This is a genomic window from Shinella sp. S4-D37, assembly GCF_040812195.1.
In the GTDB taxonomy this organism is placed as follows: domain Bacteria; phylum Pseudomonadota; class Alphaproteobacteria; order Rhizobiales; family Rhizobiaceae; genus Shinella.
In genome coordinates this window covers 3750001-3771295 of the sequence record NZ_JBFNXL010000005.1, presented here as the reverse complement: position 1 = coordinate 3771295, position 21295 = coordinate 3750001, and the positions used below count along the sequence as shown (strand labels likewise).

Genomic DNA, 21295 nt, shown 5'->3' with positions numbered 1-21295 from the left:
GCCGGCTCAGAGCTTGCGCAGCGCCACGGTCTCGATGAGGTGGTTCTCGCCCTTCTGCAGGATGAGGTCGGCGCGCGGGCGGGTCGGCAGGATGTTCTGGTGCAGGTTCTTCAGGTTGATGTTGCGCCAGAGGTTTTCCGCGATCGAAAGCGCTTCCCCCTCGCTGATCGTCGCGTAGCGGTGGAAGTAGGAATCCGGGTTGCGGAAGGCCGTTTCCCGAAGACGCATGAAGCGGTCCACGTACCAGGTGTGGATCAGCGCCTCCTCCGCATCGATATAGATCGAGAAATCGAAGAAATCCGAGACCATCGGCACGATCTTGCCGTCTGCCGGCAGGTTGCGCGACTGGAGGACGTTGATGCCCTCGAAGATCAGGATATCCGGCCGGTCGATGGTGCGGAAGGCGTTGGGCAGCACGTCATAGGTGAGGTGCGAATAGGTCGGTGCCTTGACGTCCTTCTTGCCGGCCTTGATGGCGGACAGGAAGCGCAACAGCGCGCCGATGTCGTAGCTCTCCGGGAACCCCTTGCGCTCCATCAGGCTTTCGCGCTGGAGCACGGCATTCGGATAGAGGAAGCCGTCGGTCGTCACGAGATCGACCTTGGGGCTCGACGGCCAGCGGGCGAGCAGTTCCGTCAGGATGCGCGCCGTGGTCGATTTTCCGACGGCCACCGAGCCGGCAATGCCGATGACATAGGGCGTCTTGGCCTCGTCCGAGAGGCTGAGGAAGCGCTTGCGTTGCTCGAAGAGCATCTGCGAGGATTCGACATGCGCCGACAAGAGGCGCGACAGCGAGAGATAGATGCGCCGGACCTCGTCGAGGTCGATCGGATCGCCCAGCGAACGCAGGCGCTGGACCTCGTCGGCGGTCAGCGTCAGGGGCGTATCGGCGCGGAAGCGCGCCCATTCGTCTGCCGAGAAGAAGCGGTAGGGGGAATAGTCGCGGTTGCCGAAATCGTCCGGGATATCCGCCTGGTCCTTGTCGCGCGCTGCCTGGATCATCAACTCTTCCGGCTGGCCTTCTCCACGAGGCCGGACTGGCTCGTCCGCCGTTCCAGCTCCTCCATGACATCTTGTAGCGGGACGCCGCCGATTTTCAATACGACCATCAGATGATAGAGCAAATCGGCCGTTTCGCTCGTCAAGGCGGCCTTTTCGCCCTCGATCGCGGCGATAACGGTCTCGACGGCCTCTTCCCCGAGCTTTTTCGCGGCCTTTTGCTGTCCGGCGGCGACGAGCCTGGCCGTCCAGCTTTCCGACGGATCGGCCTTGGCGCGGGCATCGACGATGCGTTCGAGATCGGCAAGGGAAAAGTCGCTCATCGCTCTCTCCTCAGTCGAGCCGCATGGCGATGCCATGCTCGGCCATGTAACGTTTGGCTTCACCGACGGTGTAGGTGCCGAAGTGGAAGATCGAGGCGGCGAGCACCGCCGTCGCATGTCCGTCGCGCACGCCCTCGACCAGATGATCGAGCGTGCCGACGCCGCCCGACGCGATGACCGGCACCGAGACGCGGTCGGCGATGGTGCGGGTCAGCGCGATGTCGTAGCCGCCCTTCTGGCCGTCGCGGTCCATGGAGGTGAGCAGCAGTTCGCCCGCCCCGCGCTCCACCATCTTCTCGGCAAAGGCGACGGCGTCGATGCCGGTCGGCTTGCGGCCGCCATGGGTGAAGATTTCCCACCGGTCTTCCTCGCCCTCGGCGGAGACCTTCTTGGAATCGATCGAGACGACGATGCACTGGTTGCCGAACTTGTCGGCCGCTTCCGCGACGAAATCCGGATTGGCGACGGCCGCCGAGTTGATCGACACCTTGTCGGCGCCGGCGAGCAGCAGCTTGCGGATATCCGCCACCGCACGCACGCCGCCACCGACGGTGAGCGGCATGAAACAATGGTCCGCCGTGCGCGCCACGACGTCGAAGATCGTGTCGCGGTTGTCGGAGGAGGCGGTGATGTCGAGGAAGCAAAGCTCGTCGGCACCGGCCGCATCATAGGCTTTCGCCGATTCGACGGGATCGCCAGCATCAACGAGGTTGACGAAGCTGACGCCTTTCACGACGCGGCCGTCCTTCACGTCGAGGCAGGGAATGACGCGGGCTTTGAGGGTCATGCGGCACGTCCTTTCGCTTCGCGGATCACGGCCAGCGCTTCGGCCGGATCGATCCGTCCGTCATAGAGCGCCCGGCCGGAGATCGCGCCTTCGAGCTTGCGGGCGTCGGGGGCGACGAGGCGGCGGATGTCGTCCATCGAGGCGAGGCCTCCGGAGGCGATGACGGGGATGGCCACGGCCTCGGCAAGTTCCAGCGTCGAGGTCCAGTTGATGCCGGCGAGGATGCCGTCGCGGTCGATATCCGTGTAGATGATCGCGGCGACACCGGCGCCCTCGAACTTCTTGGCAAGCTCGATCACGCCGAGTTCGGAGGCTTCCGCCCAACCCTCGACGGCGACCTTGCCGCCCTTGGCGTCGATGCCGACGGCCACCTTGCCGGGGAACCTTTTGCAGGCCTCGATGACCAGCGCCGGATCGCGCACGGCGACCGTGCCGAGGATGACGCGGGAAAGGCCGCGCGCCAGCCAGCTTTCGATATGGTCGAGCGTGCGGATGCCGCCGCCGAGCTGAACGGGGTTCTTCGTCGCCTTGAGGATGGCGTCGACGGCCGCGCCATTGACGCTCTCCCCGGCGAAGGCGCCGTTGAGGTCGACGACATGCAGCCATTCAAAACCCTGGTCCTCGAAGGCTTTCGCCTGGGCGGCCGGGTCGGGATTGTAGACGGTGGCCTGGTCCATGTCGCCGAGTTTCAGGCGAACGCACTGGCCGTCCTTCAGGTCGATGGCGGGAAAGAGGATCATGGCGTTTTCCAGTTCAGGGCTTCCAGCGCAGGAAATTGGTGATGAGGGAAAGGCCGAGCGCCTGGCTCTTTTCCGGATGGAACTGCGCGCCGGCCTTGTTGCCGCTGGCGACGAAGGCGGTCATCGGGCCGCCATAGTCGACGGTCGCGACCACGTCATCGGGGTTTTCGGCGGCGAGGTGGTAGGAGTGCACGAAATAGGCGTGCAGCGTCTCGGGGATGCCGTCGAAGAGCGGGTGCGCGTATCGGCGGGTGAGCGTGTTCCAGCCGATCTGCGGGATCTTCAGCGCCGGATCGGAAGGCGTCATCGCGACGACGTCGCCCCTGATCCAGCCGAGGCCCTCGGTGGTGGTCTTTTCGAGGCCGCGCGAGGACATGAGCTGCATGCCGACGCAGATGCCGAGGAAGGGGCGGGCCTTCGCCTCGACGGTGTCGCGCAGCGCCGCCACCATGCCGGGCACGGCATCGAGGCCGCGGCGGCAATCGGCATAGGCGCCGACGCCGGGCAGCACGATGCGGTCGGCGGTTGCGACGCGCTCGGCCTTGTCGGTGAGGTCGATCTCGGCCGCGATGCCGGCCTCGCGCGCGGCCCGTTCGAAGGCCTTGGTGGCCGAGCGCAGGTTGCCCGAGCCGTAGTCGATGATCGCAACGCGCATCTCAGCGTCCTTCCTTGAAACCGACGAGGCCGAGCATGGGAGCGTGCCGGCGTTCGGAGGTTTCGGCTGCCGGGAGAAGGGTGCGTTCGCGCGGCCCTGCCTCGCCGGCCGGGGTTTCCATGTCATAGATCTCTTCGGCCGTGGCGCGGTCGTCGGCCACGATCACCGCGTCCACCGTCCAGCCCCGGCGCGTAAGGCCGGCGACGACCATCGAGGGGCCTTCGAGCGCGACGAGGAGGCTGGTGGCGAGACAGACGCCGAGGCCGGCAAGGCCGAAGACGGGATGATCGGCGACCGCCGAGCCGAGCGCCTGGACGGCGAAGGCGAGTGCGGCGGCGAGCCAGGCGCGATGCCAGAGCAGCCAGACGACCGGCAGGAAAAGCGCGATCCAGGAAAAGCGGTCCCGGATGATCCGGGCATTTTCGTCTTTGGGCTTGCCGCCCGGCGGTATCAGAACGAGGAACGTGGCCATGACGGCCTCCAGCTGTGCCCTGGCGTCAGGCCAGCGAACCCTTCGTCGAGGGAACGCGGCCCGCCTGGCGGGGATCGATCTCGGTCGCGGTGCGCAGCACGCGCGCGACGGCCTTGAAGCACGTCTCCGAGATATGATGGTTGTTCGCGCCATAGATGTTCTGGATATGCAGCGTGATGCCGGCGTGCTGGGCGAGCGCGTTGAAGAATTCGCGCACCAGCTCGGTGTCGAAAGTGCCGATCTTCGGGGCGGAGAAAGCGACGTTCCAGACGAGGAAGGGACGGCCGGAGACGTCCACGGCGGCGCGGGTCATCGTCTCGTCCATGGCAAGGTCGAGCGAGGCGTAGCGCGTGATGCCGCGGCGATCGCCCAGGGCCTTGGCGATGGCCTGGCCGATGGCGATGCCGGTGTCCTCGACCGTGTGGTGGTCGTCGACATGGAGGTCCCCCTCGGTCTTGATGTCCATGTCGATGAGCGAATGGCGCGACAGCTGCTCGAGCATATGATCGAAGAAACCGACGCCCGTCGAAATGGTCGACGCGCCGGTGCCGTCGATATCGACGGCGACGGCGACGGAGGTCTCGTTCGTCTTGCGCGAAACGCTGGCGGTGCGGCTCATTGCGGTCTCCGGTAGAATGTCGCCGCTCCTTAACAGGGCTCTTCACAAAAGGCCAGTCTTTCGAGGGTTTCCGGCGCAAGGGAAAACGGCCCGCACGGTGCGCCGCCGGGGTGATGGAACGTCCTGTTCCTTGCAATTCCGAATGCCGGAATTGCCCTCATCCGGAGAACCGCGCGAAAGCGTTGCCTCTGGAAGGGATATGGTGACGGCTTCGCTTTCGCGCGGCCCAGGCGTTCTTCGGAGGCGGTCTCATCCTCCTTCAGGCATGGCAGGGCTTCGCTGCACAGTCTGTTGGCGCATATACCTTTTCCGAAAACCGCGTTCCGCGCTTTTCGGGGACATGCGCCGCCATCCTGCTTGCATGGCGGACCCAAACCGACCCCGCGACCCGGGGAAGGGGGAAGCCTTGGACGTTCCGGTCCGCCGGCCGATCCCGCATTGCAGGAAAGGCCATGAGGCACCGTGACGCTCCCACGCCTCTTCCGCTCCTGCCGTACGTTTCGGCAGAAAACGAAAGCGCCTCCTCCCGCCCGCATCGACACGTTACGCGATCCGTCCGGCGGCGGAAGGAAGGTCAGGATAGACGCTATTTTGGGGGCGGGGAAAACGGAGAGGAAGAAAGGCCGGGATTCCCCGGCGCGCCTTATTTCTTCTTCGTCGCGCTCTCGCTGCTTTTCACCTGCGAGCCCAGGGCCGGCGCGGCTTTCGCGGCCACCTTGTCCTTCTTGGGCTTGCGGACTTCCTTGTTGCTGCGAACTTGCCCTTTGGCCATTGCCTTAACCCTCGTTGCGATAGGAACATAACTTGCTCATCCCAGCGGGAAAGCAAGGCTTATTTTGGACGGCCCCCGCCGGCGGGCCGCTTTGCGCGCGGCCGGGCGGTGCCGACGGTGCCGCAAGGTTTGCAATCTCCAAACCGCTGCTTACATAGGAAACGACAAAGCCGCCTCGCAGGCGGCACCCCTGCCCCTGAAGGGCCTTTGAGGTCTATTGAATGAGTGAACACGATCCCTATGCTTCCATGCACGCCACGACGATCATCACCGTCCGCAAGGACGGCAAGGTGGTGATGGCGGGCGATGGCCAGGTGAGCCTCGGCCAGACCGTGATGAAGGGCAATGCGCGCAAGGTGCGCCGCCTTGCCAAGGGCGATGTCATTGCCGGTTTCGCCGGCGCGACGGCCGATGCCTTCACGCTGCTCGAACGGCTCGAAGCCAAGCTCGAACAATATCCCGACCAGCTGATGCGCGCGGCCGTCGAGCTTGCCAAGGACTGGCGCACCGACCGGTATCTGCGCCGCCTCGAAGCCATGATGCTGGTCGCCGACAAGTCCGTCACGCTGGCGCTCACCGGCAACGGCGACGTGCTGGAGCCCGAACACGGCACGATGGCGATCGGCTCGGGCGGCAACTATGCCTATGCCGCGGCCCGCGCGCTGATGGACACGGACAAGTCGGCCGAGGAGATCGCGCGCAGGGCCATGCAGATCGCCGGCGACATCTGCGTCTATACCAACCACAATGTCGTGGTCGAGACGCTGGACGCCGACCGCTGAGGCCATCCGGTCCGTGCCTTTGGGCGGACCGGTGGACAGGACGAACAATCACAACGGGACGCCCGGCGCTGACCATTGCCCGGGATCGTTGCCAGAAACGGAAGATCCATGTCGAACTTTTCCCCCCGCGAGATCGTCTCCGAGCTCGACCGCTACATCATCGGCCAGCACGACGCCAAGCGCGCCGTCGCCATCGCGCTCAGGAACCGCTGGCGTCGCCACCAGCTGGAGCCGGACCTGCGCGACGAGGTGATGCCGAAGAACATCCTGATGATCGGCCCGACCGGCGTCGGCAAGACCGAGATCTCACGCCGCCTCGCCAAGCTCGCCGGCGCGCCCTTCGTCAAGGTCGAGGCCACCAAGTTCACCGAGGTCGGCTATGTCGGCCGCGATGTCGAGCAGATCGTGCGCGACCTCGTCGAGGTCGGCATCGGCCTGGTGCGCGAGAAGAAGCGCAGCGAGGTGACGGCGAAGGCACACATGAACGCCGAGGAACGGGTGCTCGACGCGCTGGTCGGCGCGACGGCCTCGCCGGCGACGCGCGACAGTTTCCGCAAGAAGCTGCGGGGCAACGAGCTCGACGACAAGGAAATCGAGATCGACGTGGCCGATACGGGCGGCGGCATGCCCGGCGGCTTCGAGATCCCCGGCATGCCCGGCGCCAATATCGGCGTCCTGAACCTCTCCGAGATGTTCGGCAAGGCGATGGGCGGGCGCACCAAGAAGGTCAAGACGACGGTCAAGGACAGTTACAAGATCCTGATCGACGACGAATCCGACAAGCTGCTCGACAACGAGCAGATCCAGCGCGAGGCGATCCGCTCGGCCGAGAACGACGGCATCGTCTTCATCGACGAGATCGACAAGATCGCCGCGCGCGACGGCGGCATGGGCGCGGGCGTCTCCCGCGAGGGCGTGCAGCGCGATCTCCTGCCGCTGGTCGAGGGCACGACGGTCGCCACCAAATACGGTCCGGTCAAGACGGACCATATCCTCTTCATCGCTTCGGGTGCCTTCCACGTCTCCAAGCCTTCAGACCTCCTGCCCGAGCTGCAAGGCCGCCTGCCGATCCGCGTCGAGCTGCGCGCGCTGACCAAGGAGGACTTCCGCCGCATCCTCACCGAGACGGAGGCGAGCCTCATCCGCCAGTACAAGGCGCTGATGGCGACGGAAAGCGTCGCGCTCGATTTTACCGAGGACGGCATCGATGCGCTGGCCGACGTCGCGGTGCAGCTCAATGCGAGCGTCGAGAATATCGGCGCGCGACGGCTTCAAACGGTGATGGAGCGGGTGCTCGACGAGATCTCCTTCGAGGCGCCGGACAAGGGCGGCAACGCGCTGCTCATCGACGCCGCCTATGTGCACAAGCATGTCGGCGCGCTTGCGGCCAACACCGACCTGTCGCGCTACATTCTGTGACGTTTGCGCACCGGTGGCCGCCCTTGCGGCCGCCGGTGCCGGATTTTGATGGCGGGGACCCTCGACAGGAAGCGCCGTGCGGCCTAGGCATGGCGCGCATTCTGGCATCATTCCGACATGTTTGCGTTGCATCGGTCGTGCCATGCCGACATTACGAGAAGACGGAACCGGACCCGTGCGACAGCTCATTTCCGTGCTTGCCCTTGCAGCCGCCCTTTTTGCCCAGGGCGAGACCGCGGCCCTGGCGATCGACGTCGTGCCCGCCGGCAACCGCAATGCCGAGCAGCCGCAGATTCCGGGCGCCTCGACGCGCCGCACCAAGGCGGGCAAGACCTCGTTCGACGCAAAGTACGAGAAGGTGCGCGATCTCATCGCCAATGACGGCCAACTGACCGGCAAAATCAAGGCGGTGGCGGGCAAGTACGGCATCGCTCCGATCCACATGGTGGGTGCGATCGTCGGCGAGCATACCTACAATGTCGACGCCTATGACCGGCTGCAGAGCTATTATGTCAAGGCCGCGTCCTATACCGGCTCGTTCCGCTTTGCCTATGACGGCGAAAACGTCGCCGACTTCGTCGATCGGCCGGAATTTGCCAAATGTGCGGACAAGAAGGGCGCCTATGCGCTCTGGACCTGCCGCGAGACGGTGTGGAACCGCACGTTCAAGGGCCGCACCGTCGGCGGCACGTCCTTCCCCAACAACCGCTTCAGCGCGGTGTTCTTCCAGCCCTTCTATGCCGGCCAGACTTTTGGGCTCGGCCAGATCAATCCGCTGACGGCGCTGACGCTGACCGACGACGTCGCGCGCATTTCCGGCTATGGCCGACTCGACGAGAACGATGCGGCCGGCGTCTACCAGGCGATCATGGATCCCGATATCTCGCTCGCCTACATGGCCGCCTCGATCCGCCGCTCGATCGATGCCTACAAGACGATCGCCGGCGTCGATATCTCGAAAAATCCCGGCGTGACGGCGACGCTCTACAATATCGGCAATCCCGACGCGCGCGCCGCCGCCTTCGCCGCCCGCCGCGCCGCGGGCGAAGTGACCTGGCCGGAAGAGAACTATTACGGCTGGCTGATCAACGACAAGCTGGCGGAACTTCAGGGCCTGCTCTAACTTTGGCCTTCCTGTTGGCTCACTCTAAGAACGAGCTGATTGCAAGGAGGCCGATAATGGACATGCGTCCCGAGCCGTTCGAACCGCCGGCGCCGATCCCGCGCACGGTGCCGCCCTCGAAGCTCGAGATCATCCGCACCGTCTTCCGCAACCCGCTGGAACTGTGGGGCGAGCCCTCCTATACGCTGCCCTGGATCATGACGCGTTTCTTCGGCGAGAGGACGCTGATCGTCAACGATCCCGGCCTCATCAAATACCTGCTCGTCGACAATGCCCAGAACTACAAGATGGCCGTGGTGCGCCAGCTCGTGCTGCGCCCGATCCTGCGCGACGGGCTTTTGACGGCGGAAGGGGCGGTGTGGCGCCGCTCGCGCAAGGCCGTCGCGCCGATCTTCACCCCGCGCCACGCCAGGGGCTTCGCCAGCCAGATGCTGGCGCAGTCCGAACGCTACGCGACGAAATACGACGGTGCCGACGGCGCGGTCTTCGATATCGCCAACGACATGACGGAGCTGGCCTTCGCCATCCTCTCCGAAACGCTGTTTTCCGGCGAGATCGTCACCCGGTCGGAAAGCTTTGCCGACGATGTGGAGGACCTCCTGCATTCCATGGGCCGCGTCGATCCCATGGACCTCTTGCGTGCGCCGCCCTGGGTGCCGCGGGTGACGCGGATCGGCGGGCTGAAGGTGCTGAAGAAGTTCCGCGGGATCGTGCGCGACACGATGAACCAGCGCCTCGCCCGCATGAAGGACGATGACGCCGCGCCGAACGATTTCCTGACCCTGCTTTTGCGCGCGGCCGGGCCGGAAGGGCTGACGATGGAAGAAGTGGAGGACAATATCCTCACCTTCATCGGCGCCGGCCACGAGACGACGGCGCGGGCGCTCGCCTGGACGCTCTACTGCGTCGCCAATTCGCCCCATGTGCGCGACGCGATGGAAGAGGAGATCGACCGGGTGCTTTCGAGCGGCGCCGATCCCGTCGATTGGCTCGACCGCATGCCCTGGACGCGCGCCGCCTTCGAGGAGGCGATGCGGCTCTATCCGCCGGCGCCCTCGATCAACCGCGAGGCGATCTCGGACGACGTCTGGATCAGTCCGAAGGGGGAAAGGGTGGAGATCCCCAAGGACGTCACCATCCTCGTCATGCCCTGGACGCTGCACCGCCATGCGCTGCTCTGGCACAAGCCGCGCGCCTACATTCCCGAACGCTTCCTGCCGGAGAACCGCGAGGCCATCCACCGCTTCCAGTACCTGCCCTTCGGCGCGGGGCCGCGCATCTGCATCGGCGCGACCTTCGCCATGCAGGAGGCGATCATCGCGCTCGGCGTCCTGATGCGCCGCTTCCGTTTCGACATGACGGACACTACGCGGCCCTGGCCCGTGCAGCGCCTGACGACGCAGCCTTCTAACGGACTGGCGTTGCGGGTGACGGCTCGTCGGCCCGCTTCTTCGACTTCTTGATCGTCTTGATCGAGGCGCAGGTCGCTTCCGGGTTCTTGCAGGGCTGGTAGACGACGATCTCGCTGCCGCTGCCGTCGTCCCACACCGCCTGGACGGCGATCGTCTTCGCCTCGCCCGGCTTCAGGCCGATATAGAGCCAGTTGGTGCTGTCGTCCGAGGGCAGGTTGAAGGGCAATTCCGGATCGCATTCGGCCAGCGGGAAGCGCTGGTCGAGCGTGTCGTTGTTGATCGAATAGCGGATCTCCGACAGGCGGCAGTGCATGGTCTGCAGGCTCGTGAAATAGATGAGCTGCTGGTCGGCGAAGTTGCGGAACTGCACCCAGCCCGTCTGCTTGTTGGCATCCAGCATCGCCTTGTAGATCGCCACCTCGGGGATCTGCGCCCGGTATTGCTCCTCGTCATCGTTCTCCTGGGCGCCCGCGGGCAGGCCGCCGGCCAGAAGCGCCGCGCCGGCAAGAAGAGCGGCCAGAGCGTTTCCGCTTTTCCTCGAATAGCCAAAACGCTCCGGCCATTTGCTCTTGCGCATTTCCGGACGCAAAACCGCTGCACACTTTTGCCGGAAATGCTCTGGAAGCGGCTTTCGCAGGATGGGGTCGATCACTGGACGGGCTCCTCATTGTTTCACCTTATGTCGCCGCTGGGATGGTGGCATTTGGCTCTGACATGGCATAACACCATTCACGGCGCGCTTTGAAAAGAGACGGCGGGCGGTACGGAAGAATTCTCGTGGCAGACCATTTGTTACTCGGCATCGATACCGGCGGCACCTATACGGACGCCGTTCTCTACAGCGAAACCGCCGGCGTCGTCGCCCGCGCCAAGGCGCTCACCACCCGCCACGATCTGGCGGTCGGCATTTCCGGCGCCGTCGAAGCGGTGCTGGAGACGGCCAAGGCCCCCGTCTCGGCCATCGGCCTCGTCTCGCTCTCCACCACGCTGGCGACCAACGCGCTGGTGGAAGGGCAGGGCGGGCGCGCCGGCCTGGTGATGATCGGCTTTGGTCCCGAGGACCTGAAGCGCGACGGCCTTGCCGAAGCGCTGGGCAGCGATCCCGTGCTGTTCCTGCAGGGCGGCCACAATGTGCACGGCGACGAGACGGCGCTCGACATGGCGGCGCTGGACGAGGCCCTGCCGGCACTGGCCGAGACCGTCTCCTCCTTTGCCGTCGCCGGCTATTTCGCCGTGCGCAACCCGTCGCACGAGGAGCGGGTGCGCGCGCGCATCCGCGAGGTCTCGCACCTGCCCGTCACCTGCAGCCATGAACTCTCCTCCAGGCTCGGCGGGCCGCGCCGGGCGCTGACGACGCTGCTCAATGCCCGCCTCGTCTCGATGATCGACCGGCTGATCGGCGCCTGCGAGGACTATCTCGACCGTCGTGGCATCCATGTGCCGATGATGGTGGTGCGCGGCGACGGCGCGCTGATCTCGGCGGCCGAGGCGCGGCTGCGGCCGATCGAGACGATCCTGTCCGGCCCGGCGGCGAGCCTCGTCGGCGCGCGGCACCTGACCGGCCTCGACAATGCCGTCGTCTCCGACATCGGCGGCACGACGACGGACGTCGCGGTGCTCGACGGCGGCCGGCCGAAGCTCGACGCGGAAGGCGCCGTCGTCGGCGGCTATCGCACCATGGTGGAGGCGGTCGCCATGCGCACCTTCGGGCTCGGCGGCGATTCGGAGGTGCGCGTCAACGACCGCGGCCTCAAGGCGACGTTCGAGCTCGGGCCGCGTCGCTTCATGCCGCTCAGCCTTGCCTCGGCGCTGCATCCGGGCGCGATCGTCCCTGTGCTGGAGCGCCAGCTGCGCGCGCGCCATGCCGGGCGGCACGACGGTCGCTTCGCCGTGCGCACCGGTGTGCCGGAGCGGCTGGCGAGCGGGCTCCAGCCGCAGGAACAGGCGCTCTACGAGAAAGTGGGCACGGTGCCGCTGCCGCTGGAAGGGCTGCTCGCCACCATGCTGCAGAAGGTGACGCTCGACCGGCTGGTCGCCCGCGGCCTCGTGCATATCTGTGCCATCACGCCGTCCGACGCCATGCATGTGCTCGGCGGCCAGGGGCAATGGGATGCCACGGCCGCCCGCCTCGGGCTGGAGATCGCCGCCCGCACGCGGGACGGCTCCGGCAAGCCGATCGCCGACAGCCCGGAGGCGCTGGCGCGGGTCCTCGTCGATCGCCTCACCCGGCAGTCGGCCGATGCCATCCTGTCCGCCTGCCTTGCCGATGACGCGGCGGCGGCGATCGATCCGGTCAAGTCGCAGACGATCGACCGCGCGTTGCACCGCGTGCCCGGCATCGTCCAGTTCCGCATCGCGCTCGACCGGCCGCTCGTCGGCCTCGGGGCCTCGGCGCCGGTCTACTATCCCGCCATCGCCGCCATGCTGGGCGCCGAATCGGCCATTCCGGCCGATGCCGGCGTTGCCAATGCGGTCGGCGCGGTGGTCGGCCAGGTGCGCACCCTCGTCACCGTGTTCGTGACCATGCCGGAAGAGGGCATCTTCATCGTCGGCGGCGCGGGCGAAAGCGCCCGCTTCATCGACGAGGGCGAGGCCTTTTCGCTGGCCAAGGAGCGGGCGATGACCGCGGCGCTTCATGCCGCCCGCCTCAACGGCGCGGACGACCCGGCGGTGACGCTCACCGAGGAGATCGACGCGCCGGAGGTGGAAGGCCGCCGCAAGCTCATGGAGGCGCGCTTCACCGCGATCGCCAGCGGCCGGCCGCGCATCGCGCACGAGGCGTGAGGCATTTTTGATGTCTCGTCCGGCTGCTATCGTATGATTTTATCCGAACGGGAATAAATTCTTTATGTCATTGCCGAATTGACTATGCGTGCCGGTCTCCGGAAAGTGGCAGCATTCGGGATACTCCCCCCTCGTCCCGTCATTCGGAGTTTTTACATGACCTATATCGAGAAAGCCGGTCTTTCGATCGACCGCGACCTTTATGATTTCATCATCACGGAGGCGCTTGCCGGCACGGGCGTGGACGCCGCGCGCTTCTTCGATGAATTTTCCGCCATCGTGCACGACCTTGCGCCGGAGAATCGCGCGCTGCTCGCCAAGCGCGACGCGCTGCAGGAGAAGATCGACGCCTGGTATCGCGCCAACGGCGCGCCGGCGGACATGGCGGCCTACGAGGCCTTCCTGCGCGAGATCGGCTACCTCCTGCCGGAGGGCGGCGACTTCAAGGTGACGACCGGCAATGTCGATCCCGAGATGGCCAGCCTCGCCGGCCCGCAGCTCGTCGTTCCCGTCATGAATGCGCGCTATGCGCTGAACGCCGCCAATGCGCGCTGGGGCTCGCTCTACGATGCGCTCTACGGCACGGATGCTATCCCGGAAGCGGACGGCGCGGAAAAGGGCAAGGGCTACAATCCCAAGCGCGGCGAGAAGGTCATCGCCTGGGCCAAGGCCTTCCTCGACGAGGCGGCGCCGCTCGACGGTGCGCGGTGGGCCGACCTCACCGGCATCGAGGCGGGCGCGGAGCTGCGTCTTGCGGCGGGCGATCGCGCCGTCTCGCTGAAGCGGCCGGAGCAATATGCCGGCCATGCGCAAGGCAAGGACGGCTGGCGCCATGTCCTCCTGAAGAACAACGGCCTCGGCATCGAGATCCTGGTCAACCGCGACTTTGCGATCGGCAAGACCGATCCGGCGGGCATTGCCGGCGTCAATATCGAGGCGGCGCTGACGGCGATCATGGACTGCGAGGATTCCATCGCGGCCGTCGATGCCGAGGACAAGGTCCTCGTCTACCGCAACTGGCTCGGTCTGATGAAGGGCGACCTGAAGGAGACGTTCCAGAAGGGCGGCGAGACGGTCGAGCGCAAGCTCTACAGCGACTTCACCTATACCGCGCCGGACGGCTCGCCCTTCGAGGTCAAGTGCCGCTCGCTGATGCTGGTGCGCAATGTCGGCCACCTCATGACCAACCCGGCGATCCGCGACCGCGACGGCAACGAGGTTCCCGAGGGCATCATGGATGCCATGGTGACCGCGCTGATCGCGCTGCACGACGTCGGCCCGAACGGCCGCCGCAAGAATTCGCGCGAAGGCTCGATGTATGTCGTCAAGCCCAAGATGCACGGGCCGGAGGAGGTCGCCTTCGCGGCGAAGCTCTTCGGCCGCGTCGAGGCCGCCATCGGCATGGCGCCGAACACCATGAAGATGGGCATCATGGACGAGGAGCGCCGCACGACGGTCAACCTCAAGGAATGCATCCGCGCCGCGAGCGAGCGTGTCGTCTTCATCAATACCGGCTTCCTCGACCGCACGGGCGACGAGATCCACACCTCGATGGAAGCGGGCCCGATGATCCGCAAGGGCGACATGAAGCAGGCCGCCTGGATTTCCGCCTACGAGAACTGGAACGTCGACATCGGTCTCGAATGCGGCCTCGCCGGCCATGCGCAGATCGGCAAGGGCATGTGGGCCATGCCCGACCTGATGGCGGCGATGCTGGAGCAGAAGATCGCTCATCCGAAGGCCGGCGCCAACACGGCCTGGGTTCCCTCGCCGACCGCCGCGACGCTGCACGCGACGCACTACCACAAGGTCAATGTCGCCGAGGTGCAGGCCGCGCTTCGCTCCCGCCCGCGCGCAAAGCTCTCCGATATCCTCTCCGTGCCGGTCGCCGTGCGGCCGAACTGGACGCCGGAGGAGATCCAGCGCGAGCTCGACAACAACGCCCAGGGCATCCTCGGCTATGTCGTTCGCTGGGTCGACCAGGGCGTCGGCTGCTCCAAGGTGCCGGATATCAACGATGTCGGCCTGATGGAGGACCGCGCGACGCTGCGCATCTCCGCCCAGCACATGGCCAACTGGCTGCACCACGGCGTCGTGACGAAGGCGCAGATCGAGGAGACCATGCAGCGCATGGCCGCCGTCGTCGACGGGCAGAATGCCGGCGATCCGCTCTACCGCCCGATGGCCGGCAATTTCGACGGTTCCATCGCCTATCAGGCGGCGCTCGATCTCGTCCTGAAGGGCCGCGAGCAGCCGAACGGCTATACCGAACCGGTGCTGCACCGCCGCCGCCTGGAACTCAAGGCCGCCGCGGCCTGATCCCGCCCTTGTCGCCGGCAGGGCATTGCCCCTGCCGGAAGGCGCCCGGAACAAAAGAAGCCGCCGGAGCGATCCGGCGGCTTCTTTCTTAAGCGGATTTTTTCCGCTTACTGCTGGACGACGACGCGGGTGCCCTTGCCGGGGCGCACGCGCTTGTAAAGGTCGATGATGTCCTGGTTCATCAGGCGGATGCAGCCCGACGAGGCGGCCGTGCCGATGGAGGCCCATTCCGGTGTGCCGTGCAGGCGGAACAGCGTGTCCTGGCCCTTTTCGTTGAAGAGGTAGAGCGCGCGCGCGCCGAGCGGGTTCTTCAGGCCCGGACCCATGCCTTCCTTGACGTAGCGGGCGACGTCCGGGCGGCGGGCGGCCATTTCTTCCGGCGGATGCCAGGTCGGCCATTCCTGCTTCCAGGCGATGTAGGCCTCACCCTGCCAGGCGAAGCCCTGCTTGCCGACGCCGATGCCGTAGCGCACGGCCTTGCCGCCGGGCAGCACGTAATAAAGGAAGCGGTTCGGCGTGTTGACGACGATCGTGCCGGGCTTTTCCCGGGTGGCGTAATCGACGATCTGGCGGTGGAACTTGGTGTTCACCTTGTTGATCGGGATACCCGGCAGGGCATAGCCGTTGTCCTCGACAGGGCCGTATTGCGATGTGAAAATGGCATTCGTCGCCACCTTTTCGCCTGGAAGCGAGGTCGAGGAGGAGCAGCCGGCGAGCGTGACGGCCGCAGCGAGGCCACACAGAAGGAGGACATTGCGGAAGCGCATGTGAGTCTCTTGATAGGAAATTAAGAAGTTCCGAGCCGCGGAACTTTCATCGATTATGGTTTATTTTCGATTAAACCAGTCAATGCAAGTCTGTGCGCTCCGGCGCGGGGCTGCGCTTGAGCAAAAAGGCCGGTGATTGTTTTTTTGCAACAACAAGACCTGCCCGCCTGCCGCGTTCGCCGCGTCCGCATCAGGACAAGCACGCCTTTCGGCCGCGTTCAATGGTCTTCCCGCGCGCTGGCCCGAAGCCGCACAGGAACCGCATCACGCGGTTAAGAGACCCTTTCGCGTCTTCCGGATCGGACAGGCTCCTTAACTTTTTCGCTGCCCGCCTTCCGGGTAGAATGCGATTCGCCGAGGGTGACCCATGACGATCGTTTCCATTCACAACGACAATCCGCTGATCGACGGGCGCCAGTCCGACCGGGCCATGATGGTGCGCCGCGGCGTGCAGCGCATGCTGACGGAGATGCGCCACGCGGTGCTGCCCGAGCTGACGCTGGCGAGCGGCCGGCGCGCCGACCTCATCAGCCTCTCAGACAGGGGCGAGATCTGGATCGTCGAGATCAAGACGTCGATCGAGGATTTCAAGGTGGACCGCAAATGGCCGGATTATCGCCGCCACTCGGACCGGCTGTTCTTCGCCACGCACAAGGGCGTGCCGCTGGATATCTTCCCGCAGGATTGCGGCCTCATCCTCTCGGATGGCTACGGCGCGCACATCATTCGCGAGGCGCCGGAGCACAAGCTGCCGCCGCCGACGCGAAAATCCGTCACCTTCGCCTTCGCCCGCGTCGCCGCGGGCCGGCTGCTTCTGGCGGAATTCGCCGCCGACACGCGTGGCGACGGGCCGGACATGTCCGCCATCGTCTCGGGAAAGCGCGACGCGCCGGCCTGACGGTTATTTCGGCGCGCGCTTGGCGAGGATGCGCTGAAGCGTGCGGCGGTGCATGTTGAGGCGGCGGGCGGTCTCGGAGACGTTGCGGTCGCACATCTCGTAGACGCGCTGGATGTGTTCCCAGCGCACGCGATCGGCCGACATGGGGTTTTCCGGCAGCTCCACCTTCTCGCCCGGGCGCTGCGTCAGCGCGGCGAAGATGTCGTCGGCATCGGCCGGCTTGGCGAGATAATCGACCGCGCCGAGCTTCACCGCGTTCACGGCGGTGGCGATGTTGCCGTAGCCGGTCAGCATGATGATGCGCGTGTCGTCGCGGCGCTGGCGGATGGCGGCGATCACGTCGAGGCCGCTGCCGTCGCCGAGCCTGAGATCGACCACCGCGAATTTCGGCGGGTTGGTCTTGGCCTTGGCGATGCCTTCGGCGACCGATTCGGCCGTATCGACGGCAAAGCCGCGCGTTTCCATGGCGCGCGCAAGGCGGCGCAGGAACGGCGCGTCGTCATCGACGAGGAGAAGGGAGGGATCCGGCCCGATATCGTCGGTTGCCGCGTGGGGTTCGATGTTCTCTGCCATGTTTCGTCTTTCGTGGCCGACTGTCGTCCATACTTGATGAGGATCAGCTTATCGCCCGTAACATAGGGTGGGTAAAGTCATTTTGCAGTCTTCGCCTCCATGCGCGCCCGCGGCCAATCGACCGATACGCGCGCGCCCGGCCGGTCGCCCGTGCGGTTGGCAAAGGTCAGCTTGGCGCCGGAGCGCTCCAGCAGCGTCTTGGCGATGAAGAGGCCCAGCCCCAGGCCGCCGGCCCGCTCGTCGCGCTGGCGCTTGGTGACATAGGGATCGCCGATGCGCTGGAGGATATCCGCCGCATAGCCGTCGCCGTCGTCCTCGATGACGATGGTCACCCGTTCAGCCGTGTGGCTTACGGTGATGGTCACCTCCTCGCGCGCATGGTCGACGGCGTTTTCCATGAGGTTGCCGAGGCCGTAGAGAATGCCGGGATTGCGGTTGCCGACCGGCTCGCTCTCGCGCTCGCCGTTCTCGACGAGGTTGAGGCGGATGCCGAATTCGCGATGCGGCGCCAGCACCTCCTCCAGCAGCGAGGAGAGCGGCAGCACCCGCATATGCGCCTCGTCCGCCGCCGAAAGCGTGGTGAGACGGCGCAGGATGTCGCGGCAACGCTCGCTCTGGCTGCGCAGGAGCTGCACGTCCTCCCTGAAGCGGTCGTCCGTGCCGAGTTCGCGTTCCATCTCGCGCGCCACGACGCTGATCGTGGCGAGCGGCGTGCCGAGTTCGTGCGCCGCCGCCGCCGCCAGGCCGTCGAGCTGCGACAGGTGCTTTTCACGCTGGAGGATGAGTTCGGTGGCCGCCAGCGCATCGGAAAGCTCGGCCGCCTCCTGCGACACGCGATAGGAATAGAAGGCGGCAAAGGCCGTGGTCGAGACGATGGCGCACCAGAGGCCGGCCGTCAGGATCGGCGGCACGACCAGGAGCGTGCCGGGAAACCAGGGCAGCGGGAAGGGCGTGAAGGCGAGCGCCGTGATGCCGAGCACCGAGAGCAGCCCGAGCGGCAGGCTGAAGCGGATCGGCTGCAGCGAGGACGAGATGATGACGGGCACGCAGACGAGCGGCGCGAAGGGATTGGCAAGCCCCCCGGTGATGAAGAGCAGCGCCGTCAGCTGGCAGAGGTCGAAGGCGAGCAGCAGGAAGGCGGAAGCCGGCGTCAGCCGGTGCGCCGGCGAGAAGCGGACGGCAAGGAAGAAGTTCACCGCGGCGAGCAGCGCGATCAGCACGGCGGCCGGCAGCAGCGGCAGCGGAAAATCGAGCCACAGCCCGACGACGATGACCGTGATCGACTGGCCGGCGACCGCCAGCCAGCGCAGACGGATGATCGTCTCGAGGCGCAGGCGCCGGCTGGAGCCCTCGACGTCGATATCCTGATAGCCCGTCATCCCGCCGTCCTTCCGTTCGCGAACCCGCCAGAGCATTTCCGGTGAACTCCGGTTCACCGGAAATGCTCTAGATTCTTGTTTGTATCGCATTATCCGACGCCGAAGCGACTTCGCTCCGGCTGGAAATGCTCAGTGCCTTTCCTAAACCGTGAAAACGCCGGGAGCGATTTGTTTTTCCGCAATTCTTGACGCGAAACCCCCGGCAAATGCCGGAAATGGCGGGATCATGTCCCGCGCGGCTTGGCGCGCGTCGTCGGCAGGGCGTCCGCGGGATTCTCCGGCCAGGGGTGCTTCGGATAGCGCCCGCGCATGTCCGCCCGCACGTCGCGCCACGAGCCGGCCCAGAAACCGGGCAGGTCGCGCGTCGTCTGGATCAGCCGGTGCGCCGGGGAATGGAGTTCGAGCAGCAGCGGCAAGCGCCCGCCCGCCACGGAAGGATGCTGCTTCAGCCCGAAGAGCTCCTGCACCCGGATCGCCAGCACCGGTTCGTCGCCGTCATAGCGGATCGGGTGGCGCTGGCCGGTCGGCGCCTCGAAATGGGTGGGCGCCAGCCGGGCGAGATCGCGCTGCACCTCATAGGGCACCAGCGCCATCAGCCCTTCCTGCAGGCTGGCGGGCTTCACCTCCTCAAGGCCGCGGGCGGCTTCCTGGAACGGCACGAACCACGTATCGAGCGTCGCGAGCAGCGCGTCGTCGCCGGTGTCCGGCCAGGGCGCGCCGATCGAGCGGTGGAGGAAGCCGACGCGGTCGCGCAGCTGCGCCGCCTCGCGGGAAAAGGGCAGCACGGCAAGGCCGAGCTGGCGCACCCCGTCGGCGAGCGCCAGCGCCGCCTTCGGCCCGCTCGGGCGGGCAAGCGGCGTTTCCTCCAGGATCATCGCGCCGAGGCGGACGACCCGGCGCGCCCGCACCTGCCGGCTTGCCCGGTCGAAGACGCACTGGTCCTCCCGCACGATGTTTTCGGCAAGTTCCGCCTCGACATCCGCGCGGTCGATCTCCGCCGCTGCGAGAATGCGCTGTCGCCCGGCCTGCCCGGTGAGGTCGGCGACGACGATCATTTCCGCGCCGGCGAGCCGCTCGGTCTCCGGCAGCTCCGCCCCGCGCCCGTTCGCCATGACGAAGCGCCCCCGGCCGCCGCGCTGCAGGGCGACCCGGTCGGGAAAGGCATGCAGCAGCAAGGCGCCGGGTGCCGGCGCCGGCCCGCCCTTCGCCGTGCCGAACCCTTCGGCCATGCGCTGGGCGAGCCGCCGCGCCGCCGCGGCCCGTTCGCCGCGCTCGTTGGCGAAGCGGCGCAGGCGCTCCTCGATATCGACGGCCGGTCCGCCGAGGCCCTGTTCGGTCAGAAGCACCGCGAGGCGTGCTGCGGCCATCTGTTCACCGTCTTGCGCCGCATGAAGGATCATCGCGGCAAGCCGGGGCGGCAAAGCAAGTTCGCGGATACGCTTTCCCGCCGGCGTCAGCGCCCCCTGCGCGTCGAGCGCGCCGAGCAGCCGCAGGAGGCTGCGCGCCTCCTCCACCGCGGCAGCGGGCGGCTGGTCGACGAGTTTCAGCGCCGCGGGATCGCCGACGCCCCAATGGGCGAGATCGAGCACGAAGCCGGAGAGATCGCTGGAGAGGATCTGCGGCGGCGTGAAGGCGGGCATCGCCGCCGTCTGCCCGGCATGCCAGAGGCGGATCGCGATGCCCGGCTCGGTTCGCCCGGCGCGGCCGGCACGCTGGTCGGCCGAGGCACGCGACACGCGCACCGTCTCCAGCCGCGTGATGCCCGTCGCCGCCTCGAAGACCGGCAGGCGCTGCAGGCCGCTGTCGATGACGATGCGCACGCCGTCGATGGTGATGGAGGTCTCGGCGATCGACGTCGCCAGCACGATCTTCCGCGTGGCCGCGGGAGCGGGGCGGATCGCAGCGTCCTGCTCCTTCTGGCCGAGATTGCCGTAGAGCGGCACGATGCTCGTCTGCGGCCCGAAGCGGCCCTCCAGCCGCTCGGCGGTGCGGGCGATTTCCGCCTGGCCCGGCAGGAAGGCGAGGATCGAGCCGCTCTCCTCGCGATGCGCCGTGCTGATCGCCCGCGCCATCGTGTCCTCGATGCGCTCGCCGGCCGGCCGGTCCTGGTGGCGGATATCGACGGGAAAGGCGCGCCCCTCGCTGACGATGACGGGGGGACCGTCGAGCAGGTCGGAAACACGCGCCACATCGAGCGTCGCCGACATGACGAGGATGCGAAGGTCCTCGCGCAGCGCCGCCTGCACGTCGAGCGCCAGCGCCAGACCGAAATCCGCGTCGAGCGAACGCTCATGGAATTCGTCGAACAGCACGGCGGCAATGCCGGTCAGCTCCGGGTCGTTTAGGATCATGCGGGCGAAGACGCCCTCCGTCACCACTTCGATGCGCGTCTTCGCCGAGACGCGGTTGTCGAGCCGCATGCGATAGCCGACGGTCTCGCCGACCTTTTCGCCAAGCAGCGCCGCCATGCGT

At 66.5% G+C, this 21295-nt stretch carries 20 protein-coding genes (1 of these 20 cut by a window edge); 7 read left to right on the top strand and 13 right to left on the bottom strand.

The genetic code is table 11. The features are described from left to right. Positions 1-6: 6 nt before the first annotated feature. From coaA to AB3G45_RS25980, 8 genes are all read right to left on the bottom strand, one after another. Positions 7-1002: a type I pantothenate kinase gene (gene coaA / locus AB3G45_RS26015; protein WP_367833274.1), complete on the bottom strand. Its 996-nt coding sequence runs from the start codon at positions 1000-1002 to the stop codon at positions 7-9. Next, positions 1002-1322 (bottom strand): phosphoribosyl-ATP diphosphatase, encoded by a 321-nt coding sequence (locus tag AB3G45_RS26010; protein WP_367833273.1) that lies wholly within the window; start codon positions 1320-1322, stop codon positions 1002-1004. Before AB3G45_RS26010 ends, coaA begins: the two co-directional genes overlap by 1 nt. Before the next feature lie 10 nt (positions 1323-1332). Continuing rightward, complete coding sequence (hisF, locus tag AB3G45_RS26005) at positions 1333-2109, bottom strand: imidazole glycerol phosphate synthase subunit HisF (RefSeq protein ID WP_367833272.1); 777 nt, start codon at positions 2107-2109, stop codon at positions 1333-1335. Then, on the bottom strand, positions 2106-2849 hold the full coding sequence (gene hisA / locus AB3G45_RS26000) for a 1-(5-phosphoribosyl)-5-[(5-phosphoribosylamino)methylideneamino]imidazole-4-carboxamide isomerase (RefSeq protein WP_367833271.1): 744 nt from the start codon (positions 2847-2849) through the stop codon (positions 2106-2108). Before hisA ends, hisF begins: the two co-directional genes overlap by 4 nt. A gap of 13 nt (positions 2850-2862) precedes the next feature. Beyond that, a complete protein-coding gene (gene hisH / locus AB3G45_RS25995; RefSeq protein ID WP_367833270.1) occupies positions 2863-3504 on the bottom strand; it encodes an imidazole glycerol phosphate synthase subunit HisH in 642 nt (213 codons plus the stop codon). A 1-nt stretch (position 3505) separates the two neighbouring features. Next, positions 3506-3976, bottom strand: a complete 471-nt coding sequence (locus AB3G45_RS25990) for a DUF2628 domain-containing protein (RefSeq protein WP_367833269.1) — start codon at positions 3974-3976, stop codon at positions 3506-3508. A gap of 25 nt (positions 3977-4001) precedes the next feature. Further along, a complete protein-coding gene (gene hisB, locus AB3G45_RS25985) occupies positions 4002-4595 on the bottom strand; it encodes an imidazoleglycerol-phosphate dehydratase HisB (protein WP_367833268.1) in 594 nt (197 codons plus the stop codon). 643 nt (positions 4596-5238) lie between these two features. Then, on the bottom strand, positions 5239-5367 hold the full coding sequence (locus AB3G45_RS25980) for a hypothetical protein (protein ID WP_367833267.1): 129 nt from the start codon (positions 5365-5367) through the stop codon (positions 5239-5241). Positions 5368-5588: 221 nt separating this feature from the next. Between AB3G45_RS25980 and hslV the strand changes: the two genes are divergently transcribed. The 4 genes from hslV to AB3G45_RS25960 all read left to right on the top strand — a co-directional run bounded on the left by hslV (position 5589) and on the right by AB3G45_RS25960 (position 10154). Beyond that, a complete protein-coding gene (hslV, locus tag AB3G45_RS25975) occupies positions 5589-6149 on the top strand; it encodes an ATP-dependent protease subunit HslV (RefSeq protein WP_119257991.1) in 561 nt (186 codons plus the stop codon). Between the two features lie 108 nt (positions 6150-6257). Continuing rightward, positions 6258-7568 carry an ATP-dependent protease ATPase subunit HslU gene (hslU, locus tag AB3G45_RS25970; protein WP_367833266.1) on the top strand — a complete coding sequence of 437 codons (1311 nt, stop codon included), beginning with the start codon at positions 6258-6260 and terminating at the stop codon, positions 7566-7568. 175 nt (positions 7569-7743) lie between these two features. Continuing rightward, a complete protein-coding gene (locus AB3G45_RS25965) occupies positions 7744-8691 on the top strand; it encodes a DUF1402 family protein (RefSeq protein ID WP_367833265.1) in 948 nt (315 codons plus the stop codon). A gap of 56 nt (positions 8692-8747) precedes the next feature. Continuing rightward, on the top strand, positions 8748-10154 hold the full coding sequence (locus AB3G45_RS25960) for a cytochrome P450 (protein ID WP_367833264.1): 1407 nt from the start codon (positions 8748-8750) through the stop codon (positions 10152-10154). Here AB3G45_RS25960 and AB3G45_RS25955 read toward each other — a convergent pair. Further along, a complete protein-coding gene (locus tag AB3G45_RS25955; protein ID WP_367833263.1) occupies positions 10099-10680 on the bottom strand; it encodes a hypothetical protein in 582 nt (193 codons plus the stop codon). The genes AB3G45_RS25960 and AB3G45_RS25955 overlap by 56 nt on opposite strands. A gap of 200 nt (positions 10681-10880) precedes the next feature. Between AB3G45_RS25955 and AB3G45_RS25950 the strand changes: the two genes are divergently transcribed. Together AB3G45_RS25950 and AB3G45_RS25945 are read left to right on the top strand one after the other, a co-directional pair. Then, positions 10881-12887 (top strand): hydantoinase/oxoprolinase N-terminal domain-containing protein, encoded by a 2007-nt coding sequence (locus tag AB3G45_RS25950; protein WP_367833262.1) that lies wholly within the window; start codon positions 10881-10883, stop codon positions 12885-12887. A gap of 156 nt (positions 12888-13043) precedes the next feature. Further along, positions 13044-15206: a malate synthase G gene (locus AB3G45_RS25945; protein ID WP_367833261.1), complete on the top strand. Its 2163-nt coding sequence runs from the start codon at positions 13044-13046 to the stop codon at positions 15204-15206. A 107-nt stretch (positions 15207-15313) separates the two neighbouring features. Here AB3G45_RS25945 and AB3G45_RS25940 read toward each other — a convergent pair whose 3' ends face one another. Then, the gene (locus tag AB3G45_RS25940) at positions 15314-15973 is read right to left on the bottom strand and encodes a L,D-transpeptidase (protein WP_367833260.1); all 660 of its coding nucleotides are present in this window, start codon (positions 15971-15973) and stop codon (positions 15314-15316) included. Between the two features lie 367 nt (positions 15974-16340). Between AB3G45_RS25940 and AB3G45_RS25935 the strand changes: the two genes are divergently transcribed. Continuing rightward, a complete protein-coding gene (locus AB3G45_RS25935) occupies positions 16341-16871 on the top strand; it encodes an MmcB family DNA repair protein (protein ID WP_367833259.1) in 531 nt (176 codons plus the stop codon). Positions 16872-16874: 3 nt separating this feature from the next. On the opposite strand, the gene AB3G45_RS25930 is transcribed toward AB3G45_RS25935, so the two are convergent. From AB3G45_RS25930 to hrpB, 3 genes are all read right to left on the bottom strand, one after another. Further along, a complete protein-coding gene (locus AB3G45_RS25930; RefSeq protein ID WP_367833258.1) occupies positions 16875-17444 on the bottom strand; it encodes an ActR/PrrA/RegA family redox response regulator transcription factor in 570 nt (189 codons plus the stop codon). A 77-nt stretch (positions 17445-17521) separates the two neighbouring features. After that, positions 17522-18823: an ActS/PrrB/RegB family redox-sensitive histidine kinase gene (locus tag AB3G45_RS25925; protein ID WP_367833257.1), complete on the bottom strand. Its 1302-nt coding sequence runs from the start codon at positions 18821-18823 to the stop codon at positions 17522-17524. A 224-nt stretch (positions 18824-19047) separates the two neighbouring features. Beyond that, positions 19048-21295: the 3' portion of an ATP-dependent helicase HrpB gene (gene hrpB / locus AB3G45_RS25920; protein ID WP_367833256.1), read on the bottom strand. 221 nt of this gene lie beyond the right edge of the window; only the last 2248 of its 2469 coding nucleotides appear in the window; its start codon lies beyond the right edge, outside the window; its stop codon occupies positions 19048-19050.